Origin of the sequence: Stenotrophomonas sp. DDT-1, from assembly GCF_001580555.1 — a bacterium.
GTDB classification, from domain to species: Bacteria; Pseudomonadota; Gammaproteobacteria; order Xanthomonadales; family Xanthomonadaceae; genus Stenotrophomonas; species Stenotrophomonas sepilia.
Genome location: NZ_LEKR01000020.1, coordinates 40,573 through 65,352 on the forward strand (window position 1 = coordinate 40,573; position 24,780 = coordinate 65,352).

26 protein-coding genes and 1 pseudogene are annotated in these 24,780 nt (G+C 60.9%); 16 read left to right on the top strand and 11 right to left on the bottom strand.

All coding sequences use genetic code 11. The annotated features are described in order from the left end of the window. Positions 1-2: 2 nt before the first annotated feature. From AB839_RS11605 to AB839_RS11625, 6 genes are all read left to right on the top strand, one after another. Entirely contained in the window at positions 3-206 is a 204-nt protein-coding gene (locus AB839_RS11605; protein WP_049405305.1) for a hypothetical protein, read from the top strand. An 8-nt stretch (positions 207-214) separates the two neighbouring features. After that, complete coding sequence (locus tag AB839_RS11610; protein WP_061479490.1) at positions 215-448, top strand: major capsid protein; 234 nt, start codon at positions 215-217, stop codon at positions 446-448. 140 nt (positions 449-588) lie between these two features. Continuing rightward, a complete protein-coding gene (locus tag AB839_RS21545) occupies positions 589-1,977 on the top strand; it encodes a virulence factor TspB C-terminal domain-related protein (RefSeq protein ID WP_206743597.1) in 1,389 nt (462 codons plus the stop codon). 2 nt (positions 1,978-1,979) lie between these two features. Then, on the top strand, positions 1,980-2,291 hold the full coding sequence (locus AB839_RS11615; RefSeq protein ID WP_049405310.1) for a DUF2523 family protein: 312 nt from the start codon (positions 1,980-1,982) through the stop codon (positions 2,289-2,291). 1 nt (position 2,292) lies between these two features. Continuing rightward, positions 2,293-3,495: a zonular occludens toxin domain-containing protein gene (locus tag AB839_RS11620; RefSeq protein WP_061479491.1), complete on the top strand. Its 1,203-nt coding sequence runs from the start codon at positions 2,293-2,295 to the stop codon at positions 3,493-3,495. Further along, positions 3,492-4,118, top strand: a complete 627-nt coding sequence (locus AB839_RS11625; RefSeq protein WP_061479492.1) for a TraX family protein — start codon at positions 3,492-3,494, stop codon at positions 4,116-4,118. Before AB839_RS11620 ends, AB839_RS11625 begins: the two co-directional genes overlap by 4 nt. A gap of 93 nt (positions 4,119-4,211) precedes the next feature. Here the strand turns inward: AB839_RS11625 and AB839_RS11630 are convergent, their stop codons facing one another. Continuing rightward, the gene (locus AB839_RS11630) at positions 4,212-4,586 is read right to left on the bottom strand and encodes a hypothetical protein (RefSeq protein WP_061479493.1); all 375 of its coding nucleotides are present in this window, start codon (positions 4,584-4,586) and stop codon (positions 4,212-4,214) included. Between the two features lie 68 nt (positions 4,587-4,654). Beyond that, positions 4,655-5,005, bottom strand: coding sequence for a DUF3653 domain-containing protein (locus AB839_RS21185; protein WP_082783337.1), 351 nt, complete (start codon positions 5,003-5,005; stop codon positions 4,655-4,657). Between the two features lie 411 nt (positions 5,006-5,416). Between AB839_RS21185 and AB839_RS22085 the strand changes: the two are divergent. After that, a pseudogene (locus AB839_RS22085) lies at positions 5,417-5,599 on the top strand (hypothetical protein); the annotation flags it as partial. Positions 5,600-5,852: 253 nt separating this feature from the next. Continuing rightward, complete coding sequence (locus AB839_RS22090; RefSeq protein WP_323162603.1) at positions 5,853-6,179, top strand: HNH endonuclease; 327 nt, start codon at positions 5,853-5,855, stop codon at positions 6,177-6,179. Here the strand turns inward: AB839_RS22090 and AB839_RS11635 are convergent. Further along, a complete protein-coding gene (locus AB839_RS11635; RefSeq protein WP_032966761.1) occupies positions 6,176-6,952 on the bottom strand; it encodes a hypothetical protein in 777 nt (258 codons plus the stop codon). The genes AB839_RS22090 and AB839_RS11635 overlap by 4 nt on opposite strands. Before the next feature lie 538 nt (positions 6,953-7,490). Between AB839_RS11635 and AB839_RS21550 the strand changes: the two genes are divergently transcribed. Then, positions 7,491-7,940, top strand: a complete 450-nt coding sequence (locus AB839_RS21550; RefSeq protein WP_141653545.1) for a hypothetical protein — start codon at positions 7,491-7,493, stop codon at positions 7,938-7,940. A gap of 896 nt (positions 7,941-8,836) precedes the next feature. Here AB839_RS21550 and AB839_RS11640 read toward each other — a convergent pair. Then, a complete protein-coding gene (locus tag AB839_RS11640; RefSeq protein WP_033835133.1) occupies positions 8,837-9,451 on the bottom strand; it encodes a hypothetical protein in 615 nt (204 codons plus the stop codon). Between the two features lie 61 nt (positions 9,452-9,512). Here AB839_RS11640 and AB839_RS21195 point away from each other — a divergent pair, with 61 nt between their 5' ends. Together AB839_RS21195 and AB839_RS11650 are read left to right on the top strand one after the other, a co-directional pair. Further along, positions 9,513-9,773, top strand: coding sequence for a hypothetical protein (locus AB839_RS21195; protein ID WP_049401600.1), 261 nt, complete (start codon positions 9,513-9,515; stop codon positions 9,771-9,773). A 1,206-nt stretch (positions 9,774-10,979) separates the two neighbouring features. Next, positions 10,980-11,654: a helix-turn-helix transcriptional regulator gene (locus AB839_RS11650; RefSeq protein ID WP_005413401.1), complete on the top strand. Its 675-nt coding sequence runs from the start codon at positions 10,980-10,982 to the stop codon at positions 11,652-11,654. A 314-nt stretch (positions 11,655-11,968) separates the two neighbouring features. Here AB839_RS11650 and AB839_RS11655 read toward each other — a convergent pair whose 3' ends face one another. The 5 genes from AB839_RS11655 to AB839_RS11680 all read right to left on the bottom strand — a co-directional run bounded on the left by AB839_RS11655 (position 11,969) and on the right by AB839_RS11680 (position 16,259). Continuing rightward, positions 11,969-12,598 carry a cyclin-dependent kinase inhibitor 3 family protein gene (locus tag AB839_RS11655; protein WP_306341171.1) on the bottom strand — a complete coding sequence of 210 codons (630 nt, stop codon included), beginning with the start codon at positions 12,596-12,598 and terminating at the stop codon, positions 11,969-11,971. Positions 12,599-13,696: 1,098 nt separating this feature from the next. Beyond that, the gene (locus tag AB839_RS11665; protein ID WP_031269101.1) at positions 13,697-14,128 is read right to left on the bottom strand and encodes an NIF family HAD-type phosphatase; all 432 of its coding nucleotides are present in this window, start codon (positions 14,126-14,128) and stop codon (positions 13,697-13,699) included. An 88-nt stretch (positions 14,129-14,216) separates the two neighbouring features. Further along, positions 14,217-14,849 (bottom strand): hypothetical protein, encoded by a 633-nt coding sequence (locus AB839_RS11670; protein WP_021201832.1) that lies wholly within the window; start codon positions 14,847-14,849, stop codon positions 14,217-14,219. A 172-nt stretch (positions 14,850-15,021) separates the two neighbouring features. Then, complete coding sequence (locus AB839_RS11675; protein ID WP_049401588.1) at positions 15,022-15,963, bottom strand: SseB family protein; 942 nt, start codon at positions 15,961-15,963, stop codon at positions 15,022-15,024. 2 nt (positions 15,964-15,965) lie between these two features. Further along, complete coding sequence (locus AB839_RS11680) at positions 15,966-16,259, bottom strand: BPSL0761 family protein (protein ID WP_223224794.1); 294 nt, start codon at positions 16,257-16,259, stop codon at positions 15,966-15,968. 315 nt (positions 16,260-16,574) lie between these two features. On the opposite strand from AB839_RS11680, the gene AB839_RS11685 reads away from it, so the two are divergent. The 5 genes from AB839_RS11685 (at position 16,575) to AB839_RS11705 (ending at position 23,376) form a co-directional block, all read left to right on the top strand. Next, complete coding sequence (locus AB839_RS11685) at positions 16,575-16,817, top strand: cation transporter (RefSeq protein WP_224482004.1); 243 nt, start codon at positions 16,575-16,577, stop codon at positions 16,815-16,817. 137 nt (positions 16,818-16,954) lie between these two features. Further along, positions 16,955-17,350: a hypothetical protein gene (locus AB839_RS11690; protein WP_005413404.1), complete on the top strand. Its 396-nt coding sequence runs from the start codon at positions 16,955-16,957 to the stop codon at positions 17,348-17,350. Between the two features lie 73 nt (positions 17,351-17,423). Further along, positions 17,424-18,728, top strand: a complete 1,305-nt coding sequence (locus tag AB839_RS11695) for a TolC family protein (protein WP_172958416.1) — start codon at positions 17,424-17,426, stop codon at positions 18,726-18,728. After that, a complete protein-coding gene (locus AB839_RS22035) occupies positions 18,725-20,239 on the top strand; it encodes an efflux RND transporter periplasmic adaptor subunit (RefSeq protein WP_005413406.1) in 1,515 nt (504 codons plus the stop codon). The genes AB839_RS11695 and AB839_RS22035 overlap by 4 nt, the downstream gene beginning before the upstream one ends. After that, positions 20,236-23,376 carry a CusA/CzcA family heavy metal efflux RND transporter gene (locus AB839_RS11705; RefSeq protein WP_033835136.1) on the top strand — a complete coding sequence of 1,047 codons (3,141 nt, stop codon included), beginning with the start codon at positions 20,236-20,238 and terminating at the stop codon, positions 23,374-23,376. Before AB839_RS22035 ends, AB839_RS11705 begins: the two co-directional genes overlap by 4 nt. A 104-nt stretch (positions 23,377-23,480) precedes the next feature. Here AB839_RS11705 and AB839_RS11710 read toward each other — a convergent pair whose 3' ends face one another. Further along, positions 23,481-24,311: a DUF4198 domain-containing protein gene (locus AB839_RS11710; RefSeq protein WP_049452571.1), complete on the bottom strand. Its 831-nt coding sequence runs from the start codon at positions 24,309-24,311 to the stop codon at positions 23,481-23,483. 26 nt (positions 24,312-24,337) lie between these two features. Next, entirely contained in the window at positions 24,338-24,778 is a 441-nt protein-coding gene (locus AB839_RS11715) for a TonB-dependent receptor (RefSeq protein WP_229298439.1), read from the bottom strand. Between the last annotated feature and the right edge of the window lie 2 nt (positions 24,779-24,780).

Consider the following 24,780-nt stretch of genomic DNA (forward strand, 5'->3'; position numbering starts at 1 on the left):
CCATGGCCGTGCTGATCCCTGCGTGCCGCGAAGCCGACCTGGACACGGCCACGGGGACCTGCACGGCTGTGATCTGGATTCCTCAACCGGCGCTGCTGCCGGAACTGCCGATTGAGGATGCTCAGGCCATCGGAGCAAAGATCGCGCTCTTGTGGGCCTTGGCGTACGTGTTCCGGCTCATCCGCAAGAAAATCGAACAGTCCTAGGAGGACACATGCACAAGATCTTCAACGCCCTGAAGGGCAAGGGTGTCGCGCTGGCGGCTGCTGGTACTGCCGCACTGGCTTCGGCACCGGCATTCGCCTCGGGCGGCAGTGGTGGCGTCGACGTGGGCAACGTGGTGACCGCGATTCAGGGCGCTGCCGCTCCCATCGCCGCCATCGGCGGTGCCGTGCTGACCGTGCTGGTCGGCATCAAGGTCTACAAGTGGGTGCGCCGCGCGATGTAACGGCAACCGGGGGGCAGGGCCGACTCCCTCCCCCCGGTCTTTCAACGCCCTGGACAGGGCAGGGGGCTTGGGATGGAAGGGTGGATCTGGCTCGGCGCATGGCTGGTGGCCTGTGCGATTATCTTTGTGGACTTCAGCTGATGCGCGCACGCAGCACCATTGGGATCTGCATGCTGCTCCCGCTCATACTGGCGTTCGTTTTCGTGGGTCTGGCGGTGCCAGCTACAGTGCAGGCAGCCGATTGTCCTAACGCTGCGTCTTGCGATCAGGGCAAAGCCTTCAGCATGTGCCGAGCAGCAATCGACCGCACAATGGAGCGGTATCGCAGGGTGAATCCGCCGAATGTTCAGCCGGTGATCGCGGAGAACTGCATCGACTATACCGGGCGCATTGCCTGTGCCGTCCGGGAGACTGCGAACGGCGGATCGGTTCGTTGCTGGAATGCGGATGGAACGAATGAGAACTCGTTCTACTACGGCCAGAGGTGCGAGCAGAGGCAGCCAAATTCGGCGACTTCGATATGGTCGCAGCTCAGGGGGCCAGGCGGTTCTGTTGGCTGCATGGATGGATGCAACGTCTATCACTCATGGAATGTTGATGGGACGTTCGAGAACAACTTTGGCATAGGTGGCACGTGCGATAAGAAGCCCGACTGCTCGAAGGTCGGCGGCACGTTGAATCAGATTACCTGGACTTGCGATTCACCAGAGCCCAAATGCCCCGATGGCGCCAAGCCCAATTCACTTGGCAAGTGCGGCCCTGAGCCATGCCCGGAGGGCAAGGTGCAGCAGCCCGATGGCACGTGCAAGTCGAAGGAAAACGAATGTCCAGCCGGAACTGTAAAGTCGCCGGACGGGAAGTGCCTACCGGGCGATGGGCAGTGCGCGAGCGGGGAGGTCCGTGGCGCGGACGGCACATGCAAACGAGATAGTGATGGCGACGGTAGTCCCGACCCAGGTACCGACGAATCTTTCAGCGGTGGCGACAATTGCGCTTCGCCGCCTGCCTGTAGCGGGTCTCCAATCATGTGCGGCCAGGCGCGCATCCAGTGGCGCATTGACTGCAACACTCGAAAAAACCGCAACATCGCCGGTGGCGCGTGTTCGGTTATGCCAGTGTGTACGGGTGAGAAATGTGATGCGATGGAGTATGCCGGTCTGCTGATGCAATGGCGGTCCACCTGCGCGCTGGAAAAGATGGCGAGCAGCACCGGAACCGGTGGTGGCGATAACCCTGATGTTAAGGCTATTCGTGATGCGCTCACCGGCACGGGCGGTACCGTTAAGACCGCCCCGGATCGCCCATCATCAGACGTATGGTCTCCGAGTAGCGGCCAACCAACGCGCCCTAATGCTTCCGGCTATGGCTGGGGCAGGGGATGCCCGCAACCGCCAGCAATTGAGGTCATGGGGCAAACCATCGCTTTCGACATTACGCCGCTTTGCCGGTGGCTCGGCCTCGGTAGCTATTTCGTTGTTGGCCTCGCCGCGTTGTTCTGTCTCCGAATCATCGCCAGTAGGGATGCCTAATCATGCCAATGCTGATCAGTACGCTGCTGACCGCGCTCGCTGCGCTGTTCCGCTCGAAGTGGGGTCCATGGGTTGCTGAAGCTATGGTGTGGCTCGGCATCTCGTGGGCAACGAATGAGTTCCTTGTGGATCCATGGATCAGCCAGATGGAAGACGCAATGCGTGCTGGTGCGCCGGGCGGCGAGTGGGGCGCGCTGGTGGTGTCCTATGCGGGGATCATGAAGTTCGATGTGGCGTGCACGATGATCGCCTCCGCTGTTACGGCAAAGTTTGCGGTTGGCGCCGCGAAGACGTTCCTGACGAAGCGGACCTGACATGCCTATCGAACTGTTCACCGGGCAGCCTGGAAACGGCAAAACCGCGCTCATGATGGAACGTCTTGTTGCGGAGGCGAAGGCGGCGAATCGCCCGATTTTCGCTATTGGCATTGATGGACTTGATCCCGGCCTTGCCACCGTGCTCGATGATGCGCGGCACTGGAACGATAAGGACGCCGAGGGCAACTACATCGTCCCGAATGGTTCGCTGATCTTCGTGGACGAGGCGTGGAAGTGGTTCGGGCACCTGCATGACGCCACGCGGCAACAGACGCCCAGGCACGTGCTGGAACTGGCCGAGCACCGGCACCGTGGCCTGGACTTCGTTTGGACTACGCAGCAGCCGAACCAGCTGTATCCTTTCGTGCGCGGCCTGATTGGCGCGCACTCGCACGTGGTGCGGCGTTTCGGCACGAAGATGCTTGATGTCTATCGCTGGGGGGAACTCAACGAGGAAATCAAGTCGCTCGCCAAGCGCGATATGGCCCAACGCACTACGCGGCTGTTGCCCTCGCAGGTCTTCGGGCAGTACAAGTCGGCTGAGGTGCATACGATCAAGGCGCGCATTCCGCTCAAGGTGCTGGCGTTGCCGCTGATGGCCCTCGTTGGTCTTGGCCTCGCCTATTGGGCGTACACGTTGCTGCGCCCTTCCGCTGTTACGGGTGTGGCGGACACAAAGGGGACGCAATCGGCGTTAGCCGATGCGGCCCCTGCGCACGCTGGTACCGGGTCGCGCAAGGAAGATGGGCCGCGCTGGCCCTCAGCCGCTGCCTATGCAAAGGACCATCTGCCGCGCATCAGCACCATGCCCTGGACCGCGCCGGTATTCGATGATCGACAGGCGCGATCGGATCCGCAGTTGGTGTGCATGTCGTCCTTGGAGGGGCTGGACGCGCAGGGCGTTCGTCAAGAGGCGAGCTGTCGTTGCCTCACTGAGCAAGGGACAGCCTACGAGCTGAGTCAGCCTGAGTGCCGCACGTTGGCGCGCAATGGGCCTGTCTACAACCCATATCGGGAGCGGTCGGAGGATCGGCGGGACCAGCGGTTTGACGCGGCAAGCCAGCCACGCCCAGCGGAATCCGTGGCGCTGACGGGTAGTGTGGTTCAGCACGTTGAGCGGACCATGGGCAGCTTTCCCGAGTCGCCGCCGTTCCCAACCGACAGCTACATGACCACGGCACCGGGGCCGAACAAGCTATGACCGGTAGCGCTCGCGAAGTGCTGAAGTGGTTGGCCGTGGTTCTCATGACGTGCGACCACGTCGCCAAGGTCATCTACGGCGGCTATGTGCCAGGTCTCAGCGAGGCGGGCAGGGTAGCGTTCCCCCTGTTCGCGCTGGTGATGGCCTACAACCTCGCTCAGCCCGGCGCCGACACGGTCAAGTCGGTCCGCAGGCTCGGCATGTGGGGGCTGATCGCACAGCCCGTGCATGCCTTGGCGTTCGGGTACTGGTTGCCGTTGAACATCCTGCTCACGTTCGCCCTTTGCGCTGGGGCGGTCTACGCGGCATGTCAGCGCAGATGGGTTGTCCTTGCATTCGCCGCGGCGGTGCTTCCGCTGTTCGTGGACTACCAGTGGGCCGGGGTAGGGTTCGTCTTGTTGGCGTGGTTCGGCTTCAAGTGGCGCCAGGTCTGGCCGCTGGTGCCGGCATTCGGCGCGATCTGCTGGTTTAACGGCAACCTGTGGGCGCTGGCGGCCATTCCGGTGGCGTTGGGTCTGTCGCGTGTGGCGTGGCCGGTGCCGCGTGGTCGGTGGGCCTTCTATGGCTATTACGTGGCGCACCTTGCGTGCATCGGGCTGCTGGCCCCTATACTGCGGCCATGAACCTGCGCCGCTATCTCGACGTGCACTACTGGGTTGCCCGATGGATGGATCGGGCGTTCGTGCGTCAGCAGGCGCGCCGGAAGGACTGAGCACTCACGGGCAGCTTTCGCCGGGGACGTTCTCCCAGCCACCAGGTATTCGGCGGAACAGAACGCCGCCGATGCAGCGAACTTCGTTGCGCTGTTGCTGCTCTCTGCGTTCCGCCTGTTCGCGGCGCACCCGGATCGCGGCAATTTTCGCTTGCAATTCGGGGTCTGGCTCCGTCTTCGGCGCGGGGATCGGGGCCGTCGTCGCGGGTGGCGCTGACGGCGCGTTGAAGCGCGCATTCCAGGCATCCCCGGTCTTCAGGTGCAGCCAGATCCCGGCACCGGCCATTCCGAGCAGTAGTACCGCCCACAGGCCCATCCACGGGAATTCCCAGCGTGGCTTCGGAAGTTCGGATAGGTACTCCGGTCGTTCGCGTTCCATACGTCCCCCCAAGGCATCCTGCGCGCATTCTAGCCGGGGTGTAGGGGCAGCGCCCCTACGGAAGCGCCTCACACGCGCTGGCGGCGTTTCGGCCCCGGTACCGGCAGGACACCTGCAGGTGGCTCGGCGTCAGGGCCAGCCATCGCCATGGATGACCGTTTTTCTGTCCGCCGGCGGACGACTTCCCGGAGATCCACGATTTCAGAACCCTTGTAGGCCAAGGGTTTCCGGCGACGTTGCACCAGGTCTTTTCGTGGCGCAGAGTCCTCCATCAGCCGCCGCCATTCCTGTGCCTGCGCAGCGGTGAGCGACAGCCAGGCCAGATCCTGCGGTTCCAGCTCGCGGCCTTCAGGGGTGACCAGTCGACCAGCCTTAAACGAAAAACCGGCCCATGGGCCGGTCAGTTTCCGATCACGCACGATCAGGCTCCATGCCAGAGTAGGAGCCGTGGAGACGGCAAGAGACGTGCCAGCCACGCCAAGATGATCTGAACATAATATACATTATGCGCAATGCTGTATCGGGCTGTGGCTGCGTTCGTGTCCTCGGCGTGGCAATGGCTGGGCCTCTGGCTCGGCTCTTGCCTGCGTCCTCAGTCCCCGGCCAAGGTGACTGCCACAACGGAAACGCCCCAGATCCCACAGCTGTCCGCCCGTATTTCCCCACAAGGACGCCCGCGATTTCCAGATCTCCCCCAAAGATGCCCTTGATTCCTGGATCCGCACCTAAGACGCCCTCGATTTCTGGCTCCACATCCAGCTCGCCCTTGAGTTCCCAACTGCGCACCTGATCGGTCAGAGCTTGTCGCCTGCACTTCCCAGTTCCGCCAGTCGCGACATTGGTCGCAAGAACAATTAGACGAGATCTCGGGCCTGAACGTGCGAACAGTTCAGCGGGTTGAGCAGGACTACAACACCGCGACTTCCCTGGGTGACGCGCCACGCCCCGCTCCACCTGCTCAAGCGCGTCGCTCGCCCCCTGACCAAGCTTTGACCTTAACTGGGCGTCGGTGACTCCCTCCCGTTCTGGTCGGCATCTGGGCCTTGTAGCGGCTCAAGCGCTGAGCTATAACGCCTTAGCCAGTCGCTATAAAGCGCCGGTGTTGTGCCCGCATAGCCAATAGGCTCCGGGTGCCCGAGGTCCACCCAATGGGGGCACGGGAATCCTTCGATTCCGGAGCCATCCATGACCGCCAAACGCCGCAGATCCCTTCGCACTTCTGCCTTCTACGCCCAATCGGGCCGTTGCTTCTATTGCGGCCTGCCGATGTGGCTCACTGCACCCTCAGAGCTCGGGCTGAAGGCCAGTAAGGCCCGAGCCTTTCAATGCACCGCCGAGCACCTGGTGGCCCAACAGGACGGGGGCAGAGACGTGTCCGGGAACGTGGTGGCCGCGCATAGCCGGTGCAACCAGGGGAGGCACCAGCGGAAGGGACCAGCCCCTTCCGCTGAAGCGTTCCGGGCGCTGGTTCAGACGCGGCTGGCAATGGGGAGATGGTGGTCCCGACTGCCATCAGGGATTGCACGTGCTTCCGTATGGCCAATTGAATTGAATCTTTGCAAGGAATCGGCAGCTGCTTGCCTGATTCGCTAGTCCACACTAGTGGCGCCCGGTTGCGGTGCTAGAACGGCGAGTCTGCTGCGAAATGGTCGCGCATTGGGCCTAACAAGGTCTGCGACCCTGTCAACACGTCCGAGAATTCCACCTGTCGCCACCTTCTCGTTCCAATATCGTTCCATCCACTCGGCTTTATCCAGGATCTTACCCGGAGCGCCTAGCAGCCTCTTGGCGATGAAATGCCGGATGAGAGCGGCCTGGCTATCGAGAATCACGACGCCCGCCCTTGGATTAGAGTCATAAGCGCTGTACGAGATCAGATAGTGGACATAGTGGCGGTCTGGCTCTTCGTCATCCCACGTCAACAGGTTGCTTAACCCCGCAGCGCGAGCATCCGATCGCACCTCTTCGCTCACGAGCACCATGGGATTGCGTGCTTCCTTACATTCCATGCGATAGGCGTCCAGCATCGCCGGTCCGAAGATCATCTGAGAATCATGATGAATGCTTCCAACTGTGAGCCCTCCACGTATCAATATATCAACCACTAGCAGGTTCTCGGCCAACATTCTGATGCAGCTCAGGATGTCGGCAAGGCCAGCAGGAGAGCGGCTGCTTGATATGACGATGCAGTCGCTGAAGTAAGTGAACAAAAGTCCTGTTGCTGGGTTGCAGCACGCTGTGTTCTTTAGTCTGTCGATGGCCTCTGCTATTTCATCAAGCTTGCTCATGTCGGCTGCCGACTCTTGGACAAGTGCGGAGAACCCGAGCATGTCGATGAAGGCGACGTACTTATCTTGGTAGAGCATGAAGAACTCCTTAGATGGTCGTGCCCATGGTGCCGAGGGCGGTTCCATTTGACCAGCGGGTGCGGGGCACGTCATAGGCCATGGAGCAATGTCAGCGACCTGGCTCGCGCACTAGTCTCGCAGAGGCTTGTTACGGCGCATCTTCGCATCGGATAGAAGCGAGCGAACGAGAGAGTTGAAGTCCATCCTGGCCCTAAAAGTTTCCTTCACCCTTGGTTAAACGAATGTCCGCTTTCGGTCAGAAGCGGACCAAAGTAGCCGGTGCTCTTCGCAGCCCGTACGCGACTTGGAGTCATATCATCAATCTGTATCAGGGCTCAGACCTAAGTGCCTGATGGTCCAATTCAGCGACACTATCCAGCTTCGGCGTCATCGCACACTTCGGGATACAGCCAGCGCGATCCGCTTATGGAACCAAACCGCACTGTGCCTTACTCTTAAGGAACATTGCCAACGGCAACCTTCGGCAATTGAATTTAGAGAATCCGGGCGGTTCATCCCGCGCGGCCCGTTAATGTCTACAGCTGTGGAGTTGTGAATGGCAGAAGATCAAGGTGGTGAAGAGGTAATTAGGGAGATAGGGAAGGCGCTAGCCCTCGCGTCTGAGCTTGATCCACAAATTGTTAGATCGCTTCGCTCCGCGATTGTTCAGGCGATGTCTGATTACGAGGACGACACGAATGCACAAGCTGCAGCCGCACTTGCGGCGGTTCTCGATTTTAGACCTGTGACGACCCAAGACGCCCTCTCGCAAACCTTGGGTGAGATCGGGAAGCTGGTCGAAGGTCTCACCGGACTGGAGGACGTTCATTACACTGTTGAGACACCAGAAGGTCGCCGAGTTCGCTCAATCCGGTCACATCTACCAACTGTATCACCCCAGCGTTTGACGGATCACGAGCAGGCAGATCTTGAGGCCTATATCGCTCGATATCTGCCACCGGACGACCCTCGCGAGGAACACGCGCCACGAGGACCGCGACTGTGACGATCAGTAAGTTAGCAATCCTCAACGCTGTGAAAGCAGCCATTTCGCGTGCTAAGGCGAGCGGGTCTCCCTACGCGCAAGGAAAGGCTTACGAACTTCGGGTGCTGCTTAGGCTTCTGCGAATCATCGATAGTGCGGGCTACAAGCTCACGTGTACCCCCAAGATGGCAGGCGTCCTGACGTTTGGAGGATCTCCATGCAAAGCAAACCATCCGGATCACGATTACATCAGTGGATCTACGTCTACTGAGAAGCTCGAGATTAGGATTTCAGTGCAGGTCACCACACTAAGCCATAGCTGGAAAGGCACGACGGTGGTCAAAGCGGCTGACCGTCACGAGATTGACGTCGGTGTATATCGTCCGATTAAGACCCGTCGCTATCCCGCATTTACGGAGTTACTTCTTGGGGTCTCGTGCAAGACTGGCGGCTGGAACAAGGCGTACGTCCGCGAGGCGCTAGGTATGCGTAGGGAGCTAGGATTCCTCACATCACCTAGGACGAGCTTGACGAGCTCAGCTCCGTGGTTCATCGCAACAGTTCCCTGCGATCCTCCGGTTCCCTTTGCCTTGTACGCGACCAACGCTGGGTCCGCCGTGTATGCGTCGTTGGCAGCTTTGGGGCTCTACGTCGAGCACTACAAGGGGTAGCGGAAACAGGCTTTGGAGTACGGATCAACTCAGGTGTGTCGAGAACGATGCCCGCTTTGGGTCGAAGGCGGATGCCATCACCGGGCCGGTCGCCGCCCAATGTCCGCTTCCGGCCAGAAGCGGACATCCACCCTGCCCTCGATAAACATCCCAAATCCACGGACGACCTTGGTCTGCTTTGGCCTTCTGCCTTAGGGCCAGACCTGAACTTCGATTTCAGCCCCTAGCGTATTTGACTCCCGCGACCTAGATCTCTCCTAGATCCTTGAGCAGGGCTTGCCCCTTCTGCAGAAACCCAACTAGCAGTCGACCTCCTGCTACTTTCCGGCCCAATTGCCCATTGAGGTAGCTGACCTGGAGACGCGCATGGGCCAGCAGATCCACCTGGGCCATGCTAGGGGTCGCGGCCTGGAGCGGTTCGCCCGGCGACGCCATCTGCCCCCCGATCGGCTGGACAACGCAAGGGCGCCGGCTGTCACTCTTCGCATACGCCGTGGCCATCATCCGGCCGTTCTTCAACGACCATCCACCAAGCACCAACTCGGTCCCGAGTTGCTCGATCGGCAATCCCGCTTCGCTAACCGCTTTCTCAAAGTTCGGCCAGAGTTGGTCCACCACCAGCCCTAGCTCGGCAGATAGCTGTTCTATTGTGAAATCTGCGCGGAAGCTGGCCTGCAGTGCAAGCTCGTAGATGCGGAGGAAGAATTGCGTAGACCCGCGCGCAGCAAGCACTACGTTGTGCTGAGGGATCAGCAGCAGCTTTGCCCCCGCGGAATACGCCCCTGTGAGAGCATCCTCTGCCAGGGTATCCGCTGCGACGACGAGGTGGTCACGAGTGAGGAGAACGTTGAGGATGCTCATTGCGGGATCGTCTAGACGTTTGCAGACTATCGCCTTCCCCTCCCCTCCTGTCCAGACTGCTATGGCCTCCGCGATCACACAAATTCTTGGTCGCCCCAATGCTTGCGAGAACGCACTTGAGATACGCCGCGGCTACCTCAAGGCGATGGAAGATGCGCTGCGGGTTTCGCTTCTGATCCACCAAGATCCAAGGCTTCTGTTCGACACGTGGGCCAGACTGCTCCCCTTGATCGCTCAAAGCCACGAGAGTGACGGCAGCCAGCCATTTGCGACCGGGATCGTCCGCTCGCGCGATCATGGATCCCGGCGGTTGGCTGGCTGAGCGTATGGTTGCAATATAGGAAGCAATCGCGCGCGGACCAGAACGCTGTTCATCGCAGACATTCTTAGGGTGCCATTGCAGAGATTTCAGCTTTTGAGGAATAAAATTTCAGTGCAAGACGGTCCATTGCAGAAAAATTTGACTTGCGACTGACGCAACGCAGAAATTGCTGATGCACGGATGATGCAATGCAGAGATTACCGGCTAACAGATGCTGCAGCCCAGCCGGCCAACTGAGGGCTTTGCCCGATGGACGAGCCGTTACTCTTGCCTGCAGATCACGATTCTAGGATGACTTGTGCCTCAATCGGCTGACCAGGATCGGGCGTCTGTGCTGGAGGGCTCCTTAGAGCTCTTGGGTGAAATTCGAGCCGCTTGGATGGAGATAGAGCATGGACGTGACCGAAGATCGACGGCGGTGGCGGCACTTTGCCAGATGTCCCTTGATCACGCCGTGGCAGTACAGTCCCTGATCGCTACTCTGCCCCAGTCAGCAATCTCGCTGGTCCGGTCCCAGTATGAGGCCCTCGTGCGTGCAACCTGGGCATGTTATGCAGCTACCGACACCGACATCGAGAAGCTTCTTGCGCCCCTGACTCTGGAGAGTCAGCAAGCGGCAAAGAGGCTCCCTGGCGTTCAGGACATGCTCGTAAAGCTTGAGTCCTCTGGGCCCCGAGGAGCATCACAGTTGTTGGGCAGAGCCAGACAATGCCTTTATGTCGGCTTGAACTCCTATCTCCATGCCGGGATTCACCCCTTGGCAAGGCAGTTAAATGGCTACCCGGGCGCGCTTCTGGCGGGGGTGGCCATGAACAGCAATGCGCTTGCCATGCTAACCCTTCTGAATCTGGCGCACCTGTGGCCAGGCGAACCAGTTCTGGCATGGATGAATGCACTGCATCATCAATTTGGGGGTGTTTTGCCAGAGTTGGAGCCATTGACCCCCCATCAGCCCTCGCCATAGAGCTGTCCCGGATCGCCTGCGCGTCTAGGGTGGGGTCTGTGGTGAGTGACTAGGCAGTTGGGCCTCGCCCCCCTCTGGGGGCACGGGGAGAACATCACGGGCGCATAAGCAGTTGCCCCGGATTTCTCGTTGGGGCAAGTCCTGGCAGTTGATCTGTGTCGGGGGCCTGTCGGGCGACTGTCATGTTTCCAAGTTCGGCACCCTCCTAATCTGGGCTCCCTACCCCTCCGGAGTTATCTTCTATGACCACCAAGACCCCGCCTCGCCTGCTTACCGCTGCTGAGGTTGGCGCCTGCATTCGCCAGTTCCGCCAGTTGCGTCATTGGTCGCAAGAACAATTGGCCGAGATCTCGGGCCTGAACGTGCGAACAGTTCAGCGGGTTGAGCAGGGTGACTCGGCCAGTTTCGACACCCGTCGCGCACTGGCGCGCGCCTTCGATTTCAATGACATCGATGCACTCAACAAGCCTTTCTCGCTGCCGACAGACGAGGAACTGCAGGCGGCGCAAGCGCAGTTTGAGCGCGACTACATCACCCTGGCGGTGTCCCCGCTTGCTGCTGGGCGCGAGCTGGCCAGCCTGATCGTTTCGTGCGACATGGATCTGTCCGAACCGGCTTTCGAGCTGTCGCGCGAGGCGGCGAGCGAGTTTGCTGCACTGGTCGACTACTACCGTGAGTATCGCGACTGCCAAGACCTGTATTCAGAAGTCGACAAGCTAGACATCTACGACGGGCTGCAGCAGCGCATTGAGGTCCTGCGGGAACTGGGAGTATCACTGTCGCACGGTCAGCGTAAGGTCGTCATTCGGATGGGCTCAGGTATGCCGATGGATGCCACGGTCCTGTACGTCGTGGCGTTTCGCCTCGGCCACGAGTGCAGTCAGATCGTAACTCCTAAGGCAGCACGCATCGGCTGAGTCAGCATTCATTAGATCGATAGTGGTGGCGATACATCTGACAGATGTCTATTGATCGCGCCGTCGCAGTACAGTCCCTGGAGGTTGCCCTGCCTTAGTCAGCGATAGCGCTGGTCCGGCCCCAGCACAAGACCCTGATTCGTGCGACAGCAAGGTTCTTAGCTTTCGAGGCAGCGAATTTTTGATGTGCCCTGAACCCTCGCGAAGATCCACTATGGAGACGCCGTCGATTTCTGGATCCAGACCTAAGAAGCCCTCGAGTTCTGGATCCACAGGCAACTCGTCCTTGAGTTCCTGACTGCGCACCTGAGTGGTCAAGCTCCGCCCGGGTGAAGGCTCTGCGCCCAGTACTCTAGGAACTCCTCTTGAGCAATCGTTTCGATTGCGCCTGGCCTGGCATGCCGCACCATGTGGATGGCATCCGATGCCCGCTTGGCCTCGCCAGACTGCAGCAAAAGCATGGCAGCGACCGTTCCCGCGCGTCCCAACCCCCCCTTGCAGTGGACCACGATCCTTTGACCGCTCAGCATGTCAGCGACGAGCTCAGCACTTAGCTGTAGCCAATCTTTGAGGAGTCTGTCGTCTGGTGCGGCTCCATCAGTGATTGGCAGTCCATGCCAAGAGATGCCCTTCCCCGCCACTATCGCCGGTAAGCTCTCGATTCGAAGGTCCTTGAGCTCCCAAGGCTCAAGCAAGGTGACGAGGTGAGTGGCACCCCAGTCCTGAATAGCCGAGACGTCCACATCTAGGTCTCTCGCCCATGCTCCAGTCATGGCGACTTCCTGGTACTTGCCTGGCGCAAATGTCACCCCTATGCCGCCTCCATGGGCTCCAACAGGCAACTCTGCAATCAGTAACGGGTGGCTAGCGCTGGTGCGCATCATTTCGGCTCTCCCAACATGCGGTAACGTTCTGCGTCGTGCGCCGGGGCGCTCCCCGCTCATTCGCTGCACGGCTAGGATATCGGATGTTCAGATATCGTTGAACTGGAGAGAACACCTAAGGGTCAATATCGGAAAGTCAGATAGACAGTCTGTGGGCAGGTTGATATCCTGACAACTGGTATCGCGATTTGAGGGCTGTGTGGCCTATGTCGTTAGCCAACCGACCCTCATCGCGCCCTGGCCAGAACTGGACAATTTCGTTCGTTCAATAGGTCCCTTTCTTGCGTGCGCGTGGTGCGCGCTAGAGCGCTCAAGAACGGCTAGTTCGCCGGTAGCTGCTGAGGGGTTGGCCTCGCAGGCACTTGACACGCTTGCGACGCTGCGCGTCCTCCATCGCGAACCAGTCGAATGTTCTCGGCTTGCCGCAAGATCTCTGTATGAGCCCCTGGCTTGGTCCTACAAATCTCCGTGGTCTCGCAGTGACTTGAACCTTGAGTCGGCATTGACCCGGTCGCTCACCCAGTGGGCGGCTGAGTGCACGCCCAGTGCGAGGCGGAATCTCGGAATTTCACTGGCATCCACCGAAGCTCGAGCGTACTTGGCAAACCTTCTGCGGAAGCATCGGTTGGACCCGAAGCTAGGCGACGGGCTTCAGTCGATTGGATCGCCTGAATGGAATGCGCTCAGCTTGGGGCGTAAGCGCTACGTGCTGTGGGCGAGCATGCGAAATTCTGCCTCGGAGTTCATACAAAGCGGTTTGGATGAGCATGCCGCGAGGCGAGCACTTGATCGCGAGATAAAACGCAGATGCATCTGGTTAGCTGGACGCGAGCAAGCTGGAACCCTCGCCCGGAAGGATTTTTGCTTCTTGCCTGGTCAGGGTTGGCGTCAGCCGTTGATCCTGGACGTTGCAATGGAGACTTTCCTGCCGCTGGGCATGGCGTACTGGCTGGAACCTAGCGGCAGTTGGCAGCTTTAGCTTCTAGTCTGAGTAGACCGACCAGCTGCCACGGGTCCATGAGATGGTTTGAGGGGGCTCAGGACTCTATCGCGGTAAACGCCCCCCCAGGTCTATATCGACGGTTCTCCAACGAAGCGCTGGACCTTGGTTGACCGGCGAGCCTGTGGCCCATTGGACGCTGGCCAAGAGATGGCCCTCTAGTACTCGTTCAGTCGCTTACGGATTGCCTCGATGGCATCGTCCAGTCCCGCGTCGTCCTCGGGGTAAGGAGAACAAAACAGTTGAACCGGGACCCAGCAATGTTCCTGTCCCGGTTGTACATAGGGGGCGTAATCATCTAGTAGCCATGCAGAGCCGATGGGCTGGGAAACGTTGGCAAGATCCTTCGTCGGCCCAGTCCAGTCTATGTATGGCAAGCGGGCAAACCAACCCGGGGCCGCTCCTTCGCAAGCCAATAGGTCGGCAATCTCGCGAAATCTAGGCTCCGGAACTGTGGTGAAGATGACTAGACCCTCAAAGAGCGACTTTGCCGACTCCAGAAATTCGTAGAGGCCCGGGCGCGGGATCTGGCTTACAGCGTTGGAAATCAGCGTTCCTTCTAAGTCCAAGGCGAGGATGGACGGGCGCATTGTGTAATGGTCCTCTTTGGCGGGGGTGAACGTCGGTACCGCTACCAAGCCCCGCCGGAGGGTGATCCGCCGGCGGGGCTTGGTAGCATCAGACATCTTCGAACTCGCTCGCTTGCTTGAGTTGGTTCTCAAGGAAATCAATGCGCTTCTGAAGATCGGCACTTAGATAGGCTTTGTCCGTAAAGTCCATTGCTGTCTCAGGGATCATCTCCAGCTCGACGCGTGTGGATGTAGCTTGACGAATCGCCAAGGTGGTCCAGGCCTTATCGCCCTTGACGAATCCGACAGTGAATCGAGCCGTAACATGGTGTTCGGGCTTGAGGCCTTCGATGGAACGGAAATCGCTGCGCACCTTCGACGTGGCTACAGGCTGTACATCGCCATTGATGTACAGCGCCGCATTCCAGCTCGCTTCGCTCAATGGCAGTGTTGAGCGGTTGATGATGCGGGCGGTGATGACTGGCTTGGGCCCAAAGAAGCTGTTTTCCATCCGGAACTCTGGATCAACCGCACTGACCCTCTTTAGCTCGGCGATAGTAGGAAGTTGATCGTTGGCCTCCTGTCGTAGCGCTTCTATCTCCTTGGGATTGCTATCCCTGATGTGCTTAACCTGCCCTCTCACCACCTGCCTTACGGAAGCGTTTGGGTAGGTCTGGTTCAGTTTTTCAAGAAGGTCGGCAGGGATTCGTGAGAAAAACAGCCGAATCGTCTCTAACACCATGATTCAACGAGGAAACACCCCTCGACGTCAGGCAGTTCGTGGATTACAGACCTAGGCTTGATTGAACCAGAAGCCGCGTGACACAGGCATTCCTGGAGTACTGCTCAGGCACGCGTGCCCTTCTTGAATATTGGATTCAAGAGTTTCCACGCTCCTGACCCAACGGAAACCTTCAAGAAGGCTCTGACCGTCGCCTGATCCATTGCAGTAGTTCCTCGTGCGGGATCGTACGTCCAGCGTCGACGTCGGCCATACCCTCGCGGGTCCGCCGTTCCTTCTCTTCCTCGGTCAATCCCGGAAGGAGTGCTAGTAGCTTATCTTCAGGGCTCATAGGCCGATGAGCTGTGCTCAAGTTGGCTTGATTCTCGTGAAAAAATATGGGCAGGATCTGGGGATCATCCAAGCCCGCCGGCAAAGGCAGCGATACGTCGTGGACCGCCAAGTCGATGATGACGTCCAAATCTGAGCATAAGGGCTGTATGGCGGTGGTCACCAGACGAGCCGCCCGCTCGGCGAAAGCCAGGTCCACCACCAGCCAGATCAACAGACCGGGAGGCTGTTCGACGCCCCCTGACGAGTGAGTTTCCAGGAGATAGGCCGACGAGACGAAGTCGGCGTGCTCAAGGCTGCCGCTGATGGCCGGAGCGAGCCAAGCCGGCGCGGCCTGGGCAGGTCTCACCGCGAACTCCGCCGGCGCCAGACGTTCCACCCTGGCCAGAAAGCCCGTATCCAACAATGTCGCAACCTCTTCCGGGTACAGGACAACGCCGCCGTAGTTGGGATTGAGCATCAACGTCGCGCCGCGAGTACCGGTTAGCAGCTCACGGCCTGAAACTCCCAGAATTCTGACAGCAGACGAGCTGGCCGCCTGCGCCTTGTCGAGCGAGGTAAAGAAAGGGATCGCATCGAAACCGTCAGGATGGCGGAACTGGACCAGCCGCAGTGTCTGCGCGTCGTCCGAGATGGGCGCATGCACGTACACGATCGCATCCATCAGTCGCTTGAAGAATGCGCGTTCCTCGGCCGCACTGTCGCGGGCCCGTTCAAAGGAAGCCTCCAGCGCTGTCTCCGCAGACGTAGTCCCTCTTCCACGCGGCCTGCTCGGTTGCTTCATGGTCAGATGCGATGAGGGCCAAGCGGGTACCCGGAGAACCAATCCGCCTCGATCTCGCTGCTCAGGTAGGGTCGTACGAAGGCCGACTGGGTCAGCGCTCGCAGCCGCTCTTCGTGCTCAGCAATCGCCTCGATGTCGCTGACGGTTGGATAGTGCCGCAGCAGTCGATATGCCTCTTGCCGCACCTCTTTAGGCACGGCTTGGCTGGCCGCTAGCTGCCTGAGGAACGCGCCCGCCTGCAGCACATTGCGGGTGCGCTCAGATGGCATCGTCATGACATCAAGAATGACTAGCACTAAGGAATGCTTAGCTTATCGCGTTTGTGGCCGGCCAGGGCACGGTGCAACTACAGACCTTGCGATTCCTGTATTAATGTAATATAATCAATAACTTAATTCGCATAAGTGAGCGTTATGTCCATGGAGTGAGGGCCAATAGGAACGAGCAGGTAGCCTGAGCCTTCCCATGATGGGAAGGTCAACAACGCGGGACGGATTACCACTCAACTTGCCTGTCGTTTGACCTTCCCACCGTGGGAAGGCTCATCGTCACGCCGTCGGCAAACCGCCGATGCTTTTGGAGGGTTGTCCATGAATCTCGTTGTTGAAGGTATGACCTGTGGTCACTGTGTCCGAACGGTCACCCAAGCCATTCAGGCCCTTGACCCCCACGCCCAGGTGGACGTCGATCTGGGCAGTGGCGTGGTCAAGATCGAGGGCCTGCTTGCCGTAGAACAGGCGGTTGAGGCTATCCAGCGGCAAGGCTATGTGATCGCTGCGGTGCTCCCTTCTGAGGCTGGTACGCCGGCCGCCCCGGCCGTCGCATCCTCCTGCTGCGGCGGATGCCACCGCTGAGTCCGCGCGAGGGCTTGATCCTGATCAATGACAGTCGGCCCCAAGAGGGCTAGACTGGCCATCATGAGAGCTCGCACGTCCCCTGCCCTGATCTGCCCAGCGTCCGCAGGCGCTGCTTCGGGCGTGCGGGAGCTGTCATGGTGAGGCTGCTGAGGCGATGGCGGCGACCCCGTTCTCGTGCCCGACTGGCATGGCTGGGACTGTGGGCGCTGCTGCTGCAGCAACTCGCGCTGGTGGCTTACGCCTGTCCGCTGGAATCGGTGGAAGCTGGACAAGCGACCCTGATGGTCGGTTGCGAAGAGATGTCCACGCCGGATCCCGATGCTCCGGCGTTGTGCGACCAGCATTGCCAGCGCGATCACATCGCCACGGCCGATGCGAAGGCCCCTCAAGTGCCTTACCAGCCCGCGCTGGCCGCCTTCGCGCTGGTGCAGGCTCTGTTGCCACCGGTACACGCGCAGTTGTATCGGGATGTTCCGGTGTGCGTGTCCGATCCGCCTCCCCTGCAGCGCTTCTGTAGCCTGCTGATTTAAGCCCCCTCCTGGATTGACCCGTGCTCGTGCTGCATGCGTTGCAGCGCGCTCGTTGTCGTTTCCCGGAGGTCTTATGGAGATGTCTTTCTTCTTGCGTGCAAGGCGCAAGATGGCGTGTGGGTTCGTGTTTGCCCTGGCGCTCAGTGGTCCTGTGCTGGCGGCATCGCCCGCTATCCCGATCAGCTACACAGAAGCCCTACAACGGGCGCTTGCTAACGCCCCAACCCTGCAGGTGCGCCGATCGCAGATCGATGCCAGTACCGAAGAAGCCACGCGTGCTGGCGCGCTTCCCGACCCACGTTTGATCGTGGGGCTGGCGAACTGGCCCGTCAGCGGACCCGATGCCTTCAGCTTGCGGGCCGATGAGATGACCACCCAGCAAATCGGTCTGATGCAGGAGTTTCCTGCGCGTGCGAAACGACGTGCCGAGCACGCGTTGGCGCAAGCGACGCTGGCGCAAGCGCGCTCACTGTCGATGGCCGAACAGCAGATGGTGGCCCAAGCGGCCGCGCTGGCCTGGATCGAGCTGTGGAGTACGCAGCAAGCCGTAGATGCGTTGGAAGGTCTGCGCGAGCCGGCCCGTATAGCCGAGCGTGCGGCGCGTGCTCGCTTGGCAGGCGGCACGGCCGGGGCCAGTGATGTGCTTGCCGCCCAGGCCGCCCTACTGCAGTTGGACAATCGCCTGGAGCAGGTACATGCGGAGCACGCCGCCGCGCAGGCCGGCCTGGCGCGGTGGTTGGGTATTGCACCAGAGGCGATCTTGGCCAGTGGTGCGGCACCGGATTTTTCGCAGTTGCCATTGGAGCCCACCCAACTGCTGGCCAAACTGGACCAACACACGCCACTACTGGGCTGGGAGGCACGCGAGAGCTTAGCCCAGGCCCAGGTGGATGCGGCCGTGGCCGAAACCCGCCCGGATTGGAGTGTGGAGCTCACCTACGGACGTCGCGAGCGCGCACCCGACGGCATGGCGCGCAGCGACATGCTCATGGTGGAAGTGGGTGTGGGCCTGCCGCTGTTCCAGAAGAACCGCCAAGCACGAGGCATCGCGGCACGGCGGGCCGAGCTGGAGGCGGTGTCCGCAGAGCGCGATGAGGCCCGGCGCATCCAAGCCGAGTCGGTGCAACGCGCGATAGCGCGATGGCGCGGGTTAACCGGCCAGTTGGAGCGCCAGAACACGCAGAGCCTGCCTTTGGCGCGCGATCGTGCACGCACGGCGTTGGCCGCCTACGGCGCCGGTGCCGACCTGCAGCCGTGGCTGGAAGCGCGGCGCGATGAGATCGAATTGCACCTGGAGAACGCCCGTCTGCTGGGCGAACAGGGCCGTGCCTGGGCGGCACTGGCCTATCTGCTACCCCATGAGGAGAACACGCCATGAGCCCGACCAAGACGCGTCTCACACAGCTCGCCGTGGCCCTCGGGTTGCTGGCGCTCGGCTTTGCCGGCGGCTACGCCTGGATGACTCGAACCTCTGATACCACCCCGCCCCCCGGCACGAGCGTCGCAGATCAAGCACGCAAGGTGCTGTACTGGTACGACCCCATGGCGCCGGAGCAGCGATTCGACAAGCCGGGCAAATCTCCGTTCATGGATATGGAGTTGCTGCCCAAATACGCAGATGAGGCCATAGGGGGCGGAACGCAGATCGATCCGCGCCTGCAGCAGAACGTGGGCATACGCACTCAGGAAGTGACGGTAGAGTTACTAGGGACTGCCGTACGCGTGCCGGGCACACTGACGTGGGATCTGACCCAGGAAAGCGTGATCAGTGCGCGCATGGAAGGCTTGATCACCCACGTGCAGGTAAAGGCGCCGTTTACCGAGGTTCGTCGTGGTCAAACGCTGGCCACCGTGCAGGCCCCGGCATGGAACGCGGCCATCGCCGAAGCACATGCCCTGAGCCAAGCTCAGTCCGCGGGCGCGCGTGAGCTGCAGGGTGCGGCGCAACAACGGTTGCGTTCGTTGGGTGTTCCTTCTGGCGCCTCGGCCAGAAGTGGCGTCGTGCTTAGCGCAGACCACAGTGGTGTCGTGACCGAGATCCTGGCACGCGAGGGACAGACGGTGATGCCCGGTACGCCACTGTTCAAGATCAATGGGCTGGACACGTTGTGGCTGGAGGCCTCGGTACCCCAGGCAGCGCTGGGCACCTTGCGGCCGGGGACCTCAGTGCAGGCCACGGTCAGTGCCTGGCCGGCAGAGCGCTTTGCCGGACAGATCCAGGCGTTGCTTCCCCAGGTCGACATGGCTAGTCGCACGCAGCGGGCGCGAATTGTGCTGCGCAACCCGCAGCGTCGGCTGGTGCCGGGCATGTTCGCCGAGGTTCTGGTGCAGCCCGACGCCGAGCAGGCCCTGCCAGTCGTTCCCACGGAGGCGCTGATCGCCACCGGGCGGGACAGCCGGGTCATCGTGCAGGATCCGGACGGGAGCTTCCGGCCAGTGCGGGTGAGTGTGGGACGTAGCGTGCAAGGGCGCACGCAGATCGTGGCAGGCTTGGCCGGTGGTGAACGCGTGGTCGTCTCGGGTCAGTTCTTGCTCGACTCCGAAGCCAGTCTCTCCGGTGCGTTGGAGCGCCTGGGTGCTGCACAACCGACACGCCCTGCCAGCGCATCAGGTGTGCACGAGCGCCATGACGCCGGGCACGAACCACGCACTGTCGTGCCGTCACCGTCCAGACAGCCGGCGCCTGTCGCGCCAGACACCTCCACCTCTACGCCGCCGCGCTGCCCGGTGCAGTACTGGTATGACCCGATGGTGCCGGAGAAGCATTTCGACAAGCCGGGCAAGTCACCGTTCATGGATATGCAGTTGGTACCCAAGTTCGGCCCCGCCGCAGCCGCTGATTGCCAGGCAAGCGAGGTCATGTCCGAAGCGATGGAGGGCACACCATGATCGCGCGCCTGATCCATGCTTGCATCGCCAATCGCGTGCTGGTGCTGGTTGCCGCCGCGCTGCTGGCGGTGGTCGGTATCTGGTCGGTAAAGAACACGCCGCTGGATGCGCTGCCGGACCTGTCCGATACCCAGGTCATCATCCGCACGCAATGGGCGGGGCAAACCCCGCGCATCATCGAAGACCAGGTCACCTACCCGTTGGCCACCACGATGTTGTCCGTGCCGGGCGTGAAGGCGGTACGCGGCTTCTCCTTCTTCGGTGATTCATTCGTCTACATCCTGTTTGACGATGCCACTGATCTTTACTGGGCGCGCTCTCGAGTGCTCGAGTACTTGAGCCAGGTACGCGATCGACTTCCGCCGAATGTGAATCCGGCGCTGGGTCCTGATGCGACAGGACTGGGCTGGATCTACCAGTACGCCTTGGTGGATCGGACAGGTCAACGTGATGTGGGGCAGCTGCGTGCGTTGCAGGACTGGTTTCTTCGTTATGAGCTAAAAACCGTGCCGGACGTGGCTGAAGTAGCCAGTGTGGGCGGTGCGGTGCGCGCCTGGCAGATCCAGCCCGATCCGCAGGCGTTGGCGGCCCGTGGACTGACGGTGGCCGAGCTCATCGAGGCGGTGGATGCGGCCAACGGCGCTACCGGGGGCTCGGTGATCGAACAAGGCGAAGCCGAACTGATGGTGCGCAGCGAAGGCTACCTGCGCACACAGGAGGCGTTCGAACAGGTGCCGGTAACCGGCAACGACGGCATCCCCGTCCTGCTCGGCGAGGTGGCCACGATCAGTCGCGGGCCGGTCTTCCGTCGTGGTATCGCAGAGTTGGATGGTCAAGGTGAGGTGGCCGGCGGCGTGATCGTCCTGCGGACCGGCAAGGATGCCTTGGGGGCCATTCGGAACGTCAAAGCGCGACTGCAGGCGTTGCAATCCAGCTTGCCCGAGGGCGTGGAAGTGGTGCCGGTGTACGACCGCTCCGAGCTGATCCAGGATGCGGTACGCAACCTCACCCACAAGCTTGGCGAAGAGTTTCTGGTCGTAGCGCTGGTATGCCTGCTGTTCCTGTGGCACCTACGCTCGGCGTTGGTGGCCGTCATCACCCTGCCTTTGGGTATCCTGGCGGCCTTCATCGTGATGCACGCCCAGGGGATCTCCGCCAACTTGCTGTCATTAGGCGGCATCGCCATCGCCATTGGTGCGATGGTCGATGCAGCGGTGGTGATGATCGAAAATGCACACAAGCATCTGGAGCACTGGCGGGAGGCGCACGGCCGGGAACCTCAGGGTGAGGAGCGCTGGCAGCTGATGGCCCGCTCGGCGGCCGAGGTCGGACCGGCCCTGTTCGCCAGCTTGCTGGTCATCACCCTGTCTTTCGTGCCGGTTTTTGCCCTGCAGGCGCAGGAAGGGCGATTGTTCTCGCCTCTGGCCTACACCAAGACCTACGCGATGGCCGCCGCAGCAGGGTTGTCGGTGACCTTGATCCCCGTCTTGATGGGCTACCTGATCCGCGGCCGCATCCGCCCGGAACAGCAGAACCCCATCAATCGCATCCTGATCGCTGGCTATCGGCCCATCCTGCTGTGGGTCCTCAAACATCCCGGTGTCACCTTGCTGCTCAGCGGCCTGCTGCTAGTGCTCACCTTGATCCCCTTTAGCCGGTTGGGCAGTGAGTTCATGCCGCCCTTGGAAGAAGGCAGCCTGTTGTACATGCCCACGGCCCTGCCCGGCCTGTCCGCCGACAAGGCCCGTCAGTTGCTCCAGCTCTCGGGCCGGATGATCAAGACCGTACCGGAGGTTGAGCACGTGTTCGGCAAGGCGGGCCGTGCCGAAAGTGCGACCGATCCGGCACCGATCGAAATGTTTGAGACCACCGTGACCTTCAAGCCGCGGGATCAATGGCGCCCGGGCATGACCCCCCAGAAGCTACGCCAGGAGTTGGACGCAGCGGTCAAGATTCCCGGTCTGACCAACCTATGGGTCCCGCCCATTCGCAATCGCATCGATATGTTGGCCACCGGCATCAAGAGCCCGATTGGGATCAAGGTCTCCGGACCCGATGTGGAGCAGATCGAGCGCCTGAGCCAGCAGATCGAGCAGGTGGCCAAGACTGTGCCCGGCGTGAGTTCGGCACTGGCCGAACGCGTCACGGGTGGGCGCTATGTCGATGTACAGGTGCGCCCGGAAATCGCTGCACGTTACGGATTCACTCAAGGCCAACTCCAGCAACTGATTGCCACGGTCGTTGGCGGTGATCCAATCGGGGAAACGATCGAGGGGCGCGAACGCTATCCCATCGTCTTGCGCTACCCCCGTGGCCAGCGTGACTCGTTGCAGGCCTTGCAGGATCTGCCGCTGATCGCGCCAGGCGGTGTGCAACTGACCTTGAGCCAGGTGGCGGAGCTGTCAATCAGCCCAGGCCCGCCGATGCTCAAGAGCGATAACGGCCGGTTGGTGGGCTACATCTACGTGGATGTGGCCGATCGCGACTTGGGATCGGTGGTCCAGGAACTGCAAGCCGCGGTGCAGACCCAGGTGAGTTTGCCTGCCGGCTATGGTCTGGCGTGGTCGGGGCAGTACGAGTATCTGCAACGGGCTTTGGCACGCCTGCAATGGGTGGTGCCCGCGGCGTTGGCGATCATCTTCCTGGTCATCTGGATGGTATTTCGCCGGCTTAGCGATGTATCCATCATCCTGCTCAGCTTGCCCTTGGCGTTGGTGGGCGGTTTCTGGTTGATCTGGGGGCTGGGCCATGCGATTTCGGTGGCCAGCATGATCGGATTCATCGCCCTGGGCGGCGTTGCGGCTGAGTTCGGCGTCATCATGCTGCTGTACCTGCGTCATGCCTGGGAGCAGCGCTTGGCCAGCGGTGCGCCGGAAGATGTGTCTACCCTGCAAGAGGCTATCTACGAAGGCGCCGTGCAACGGGTGCGCCCGAAGGCGATGACGGTAGCCGTCATCCTGGCCGGGTTGTTTCCGCTTTTCGTCGGTGCCGGTGCCGGCTCGGAGGTCATGCAACGTATCGCCGCGCCGATGCTGGGTGGCATGCTCACCGCACCGGTGCTCTCTATGGTGGTGATTCCCGCAGCGTTCTATCTAGTGCGGCGACGTGGATTGCGCGCGGCGCGGGGCGACCAATGAGAGACAGACTGAGCACTTGAGGTAAGTCCCCACAAAAAGACGCCAGTCATGGAAGAAGTCATGACTGGCGTCAAAGGGGAGAGTACCGCCTACATGCTTACTTATCAGTGCCCGGCGTGCGGGGAAATCTCAAAGCTCAGCGACGCCCGATCCGACACAAAATCCAAACCCTTTTGTGTAGAGGGCACCATGTGATTGGTGTGGATGTACCAGGTCTTGGCGGTGGTCACCTGGAAACTGGCTTGGCCTTGGGCATCGGTGCGCAGGAGCGTAGCGCTACCGTGCCCACCCTTGACCGGTGCGTCAGCACGATGACCGACGTACACGCGTAGGTTGGGCACTGGCGTGCCCTGCTGCAGCACCTGGAACGACAGCTGTTCGCCGACCTTCACGCTTCCAGGATTGCGGGCCAAGCGGATCTCCAGCGGATAGCCCAGCGAGGCAGCGAAATCGTCGGTCAGTTTTGTGCCCACCTGTCCAATGGTACGAGCATGCTTGGTATAGCTATAGGTGACCCCTTTGGGAAACTTGCTCGCATCATAGGTGGCCAGGGTATCGGGCAAGTCTTCCAACTCCAGGTACTTGCCGAACTCGCTGGCCGTACGCGTGCTGGTGGAGGCCATCGTCGAGACCCCCAGCAGATAGGTGCCCTCGCCCGCCGGATGCACGGTGAGCTGGCTCTGCTTGCCGACCTCTTTCCAACTGGCCAAGTCCGGTGCAGCCTTAGCGCCGCCCTGACTCAGCGAAACGTCCTGTAGACGCGCTCGGGTGACTGCACCTGCACTTTCATCGAAGGTGCCATTGTTCACCAACGCTGTGTTCGCCTCGCCCGCTGCGGTGCCAGGCTTGGAGAAAGCGACAAACAGGTCGTGCGCACCGGCACTGCCGGCCACAGCGAACAGCAGTAGTGTGGCGGATAGTTGCGTGTTTCTCATGATGTGTAGCTCCTCGTGATCGTGGCTTACCAGTGGTAACCAAAGCGGACATTCCAGCGACGACCCAGCAAGTCGTACGTCATGGTGTCGGTGTCGGTGTTGGGGTTGTTCTTCACGAACGGCGCCTTCTTATCGAGCACTTTTTCAACGCCGGCGGAGATATCCCACTTCTTCTTGATGCCGTAGCTCAGTTGCAGGCTGTGGTACACCACGCTGGACACATGCGAGCCGATCGTGTCGGGCACGGCGATGATGTCGTCCGCGCTGCCGATGTACTGCGCCGAATAGACGCCGGTCCAACGGTTCTTGCCCATACGCAGTGAGCCCAAGCCACGCCACTGGGTGTAGCTACCCAAGCCGCTGGTGATCTTGCCGGCGTACTCAATGGTGGTGGCCCCGGGCGTGAGCGCCCCCAACCCACGCGGGGTGAGTCTGGAGGTCCTGGAAGCCCTGCTGGATCTGGTCATGG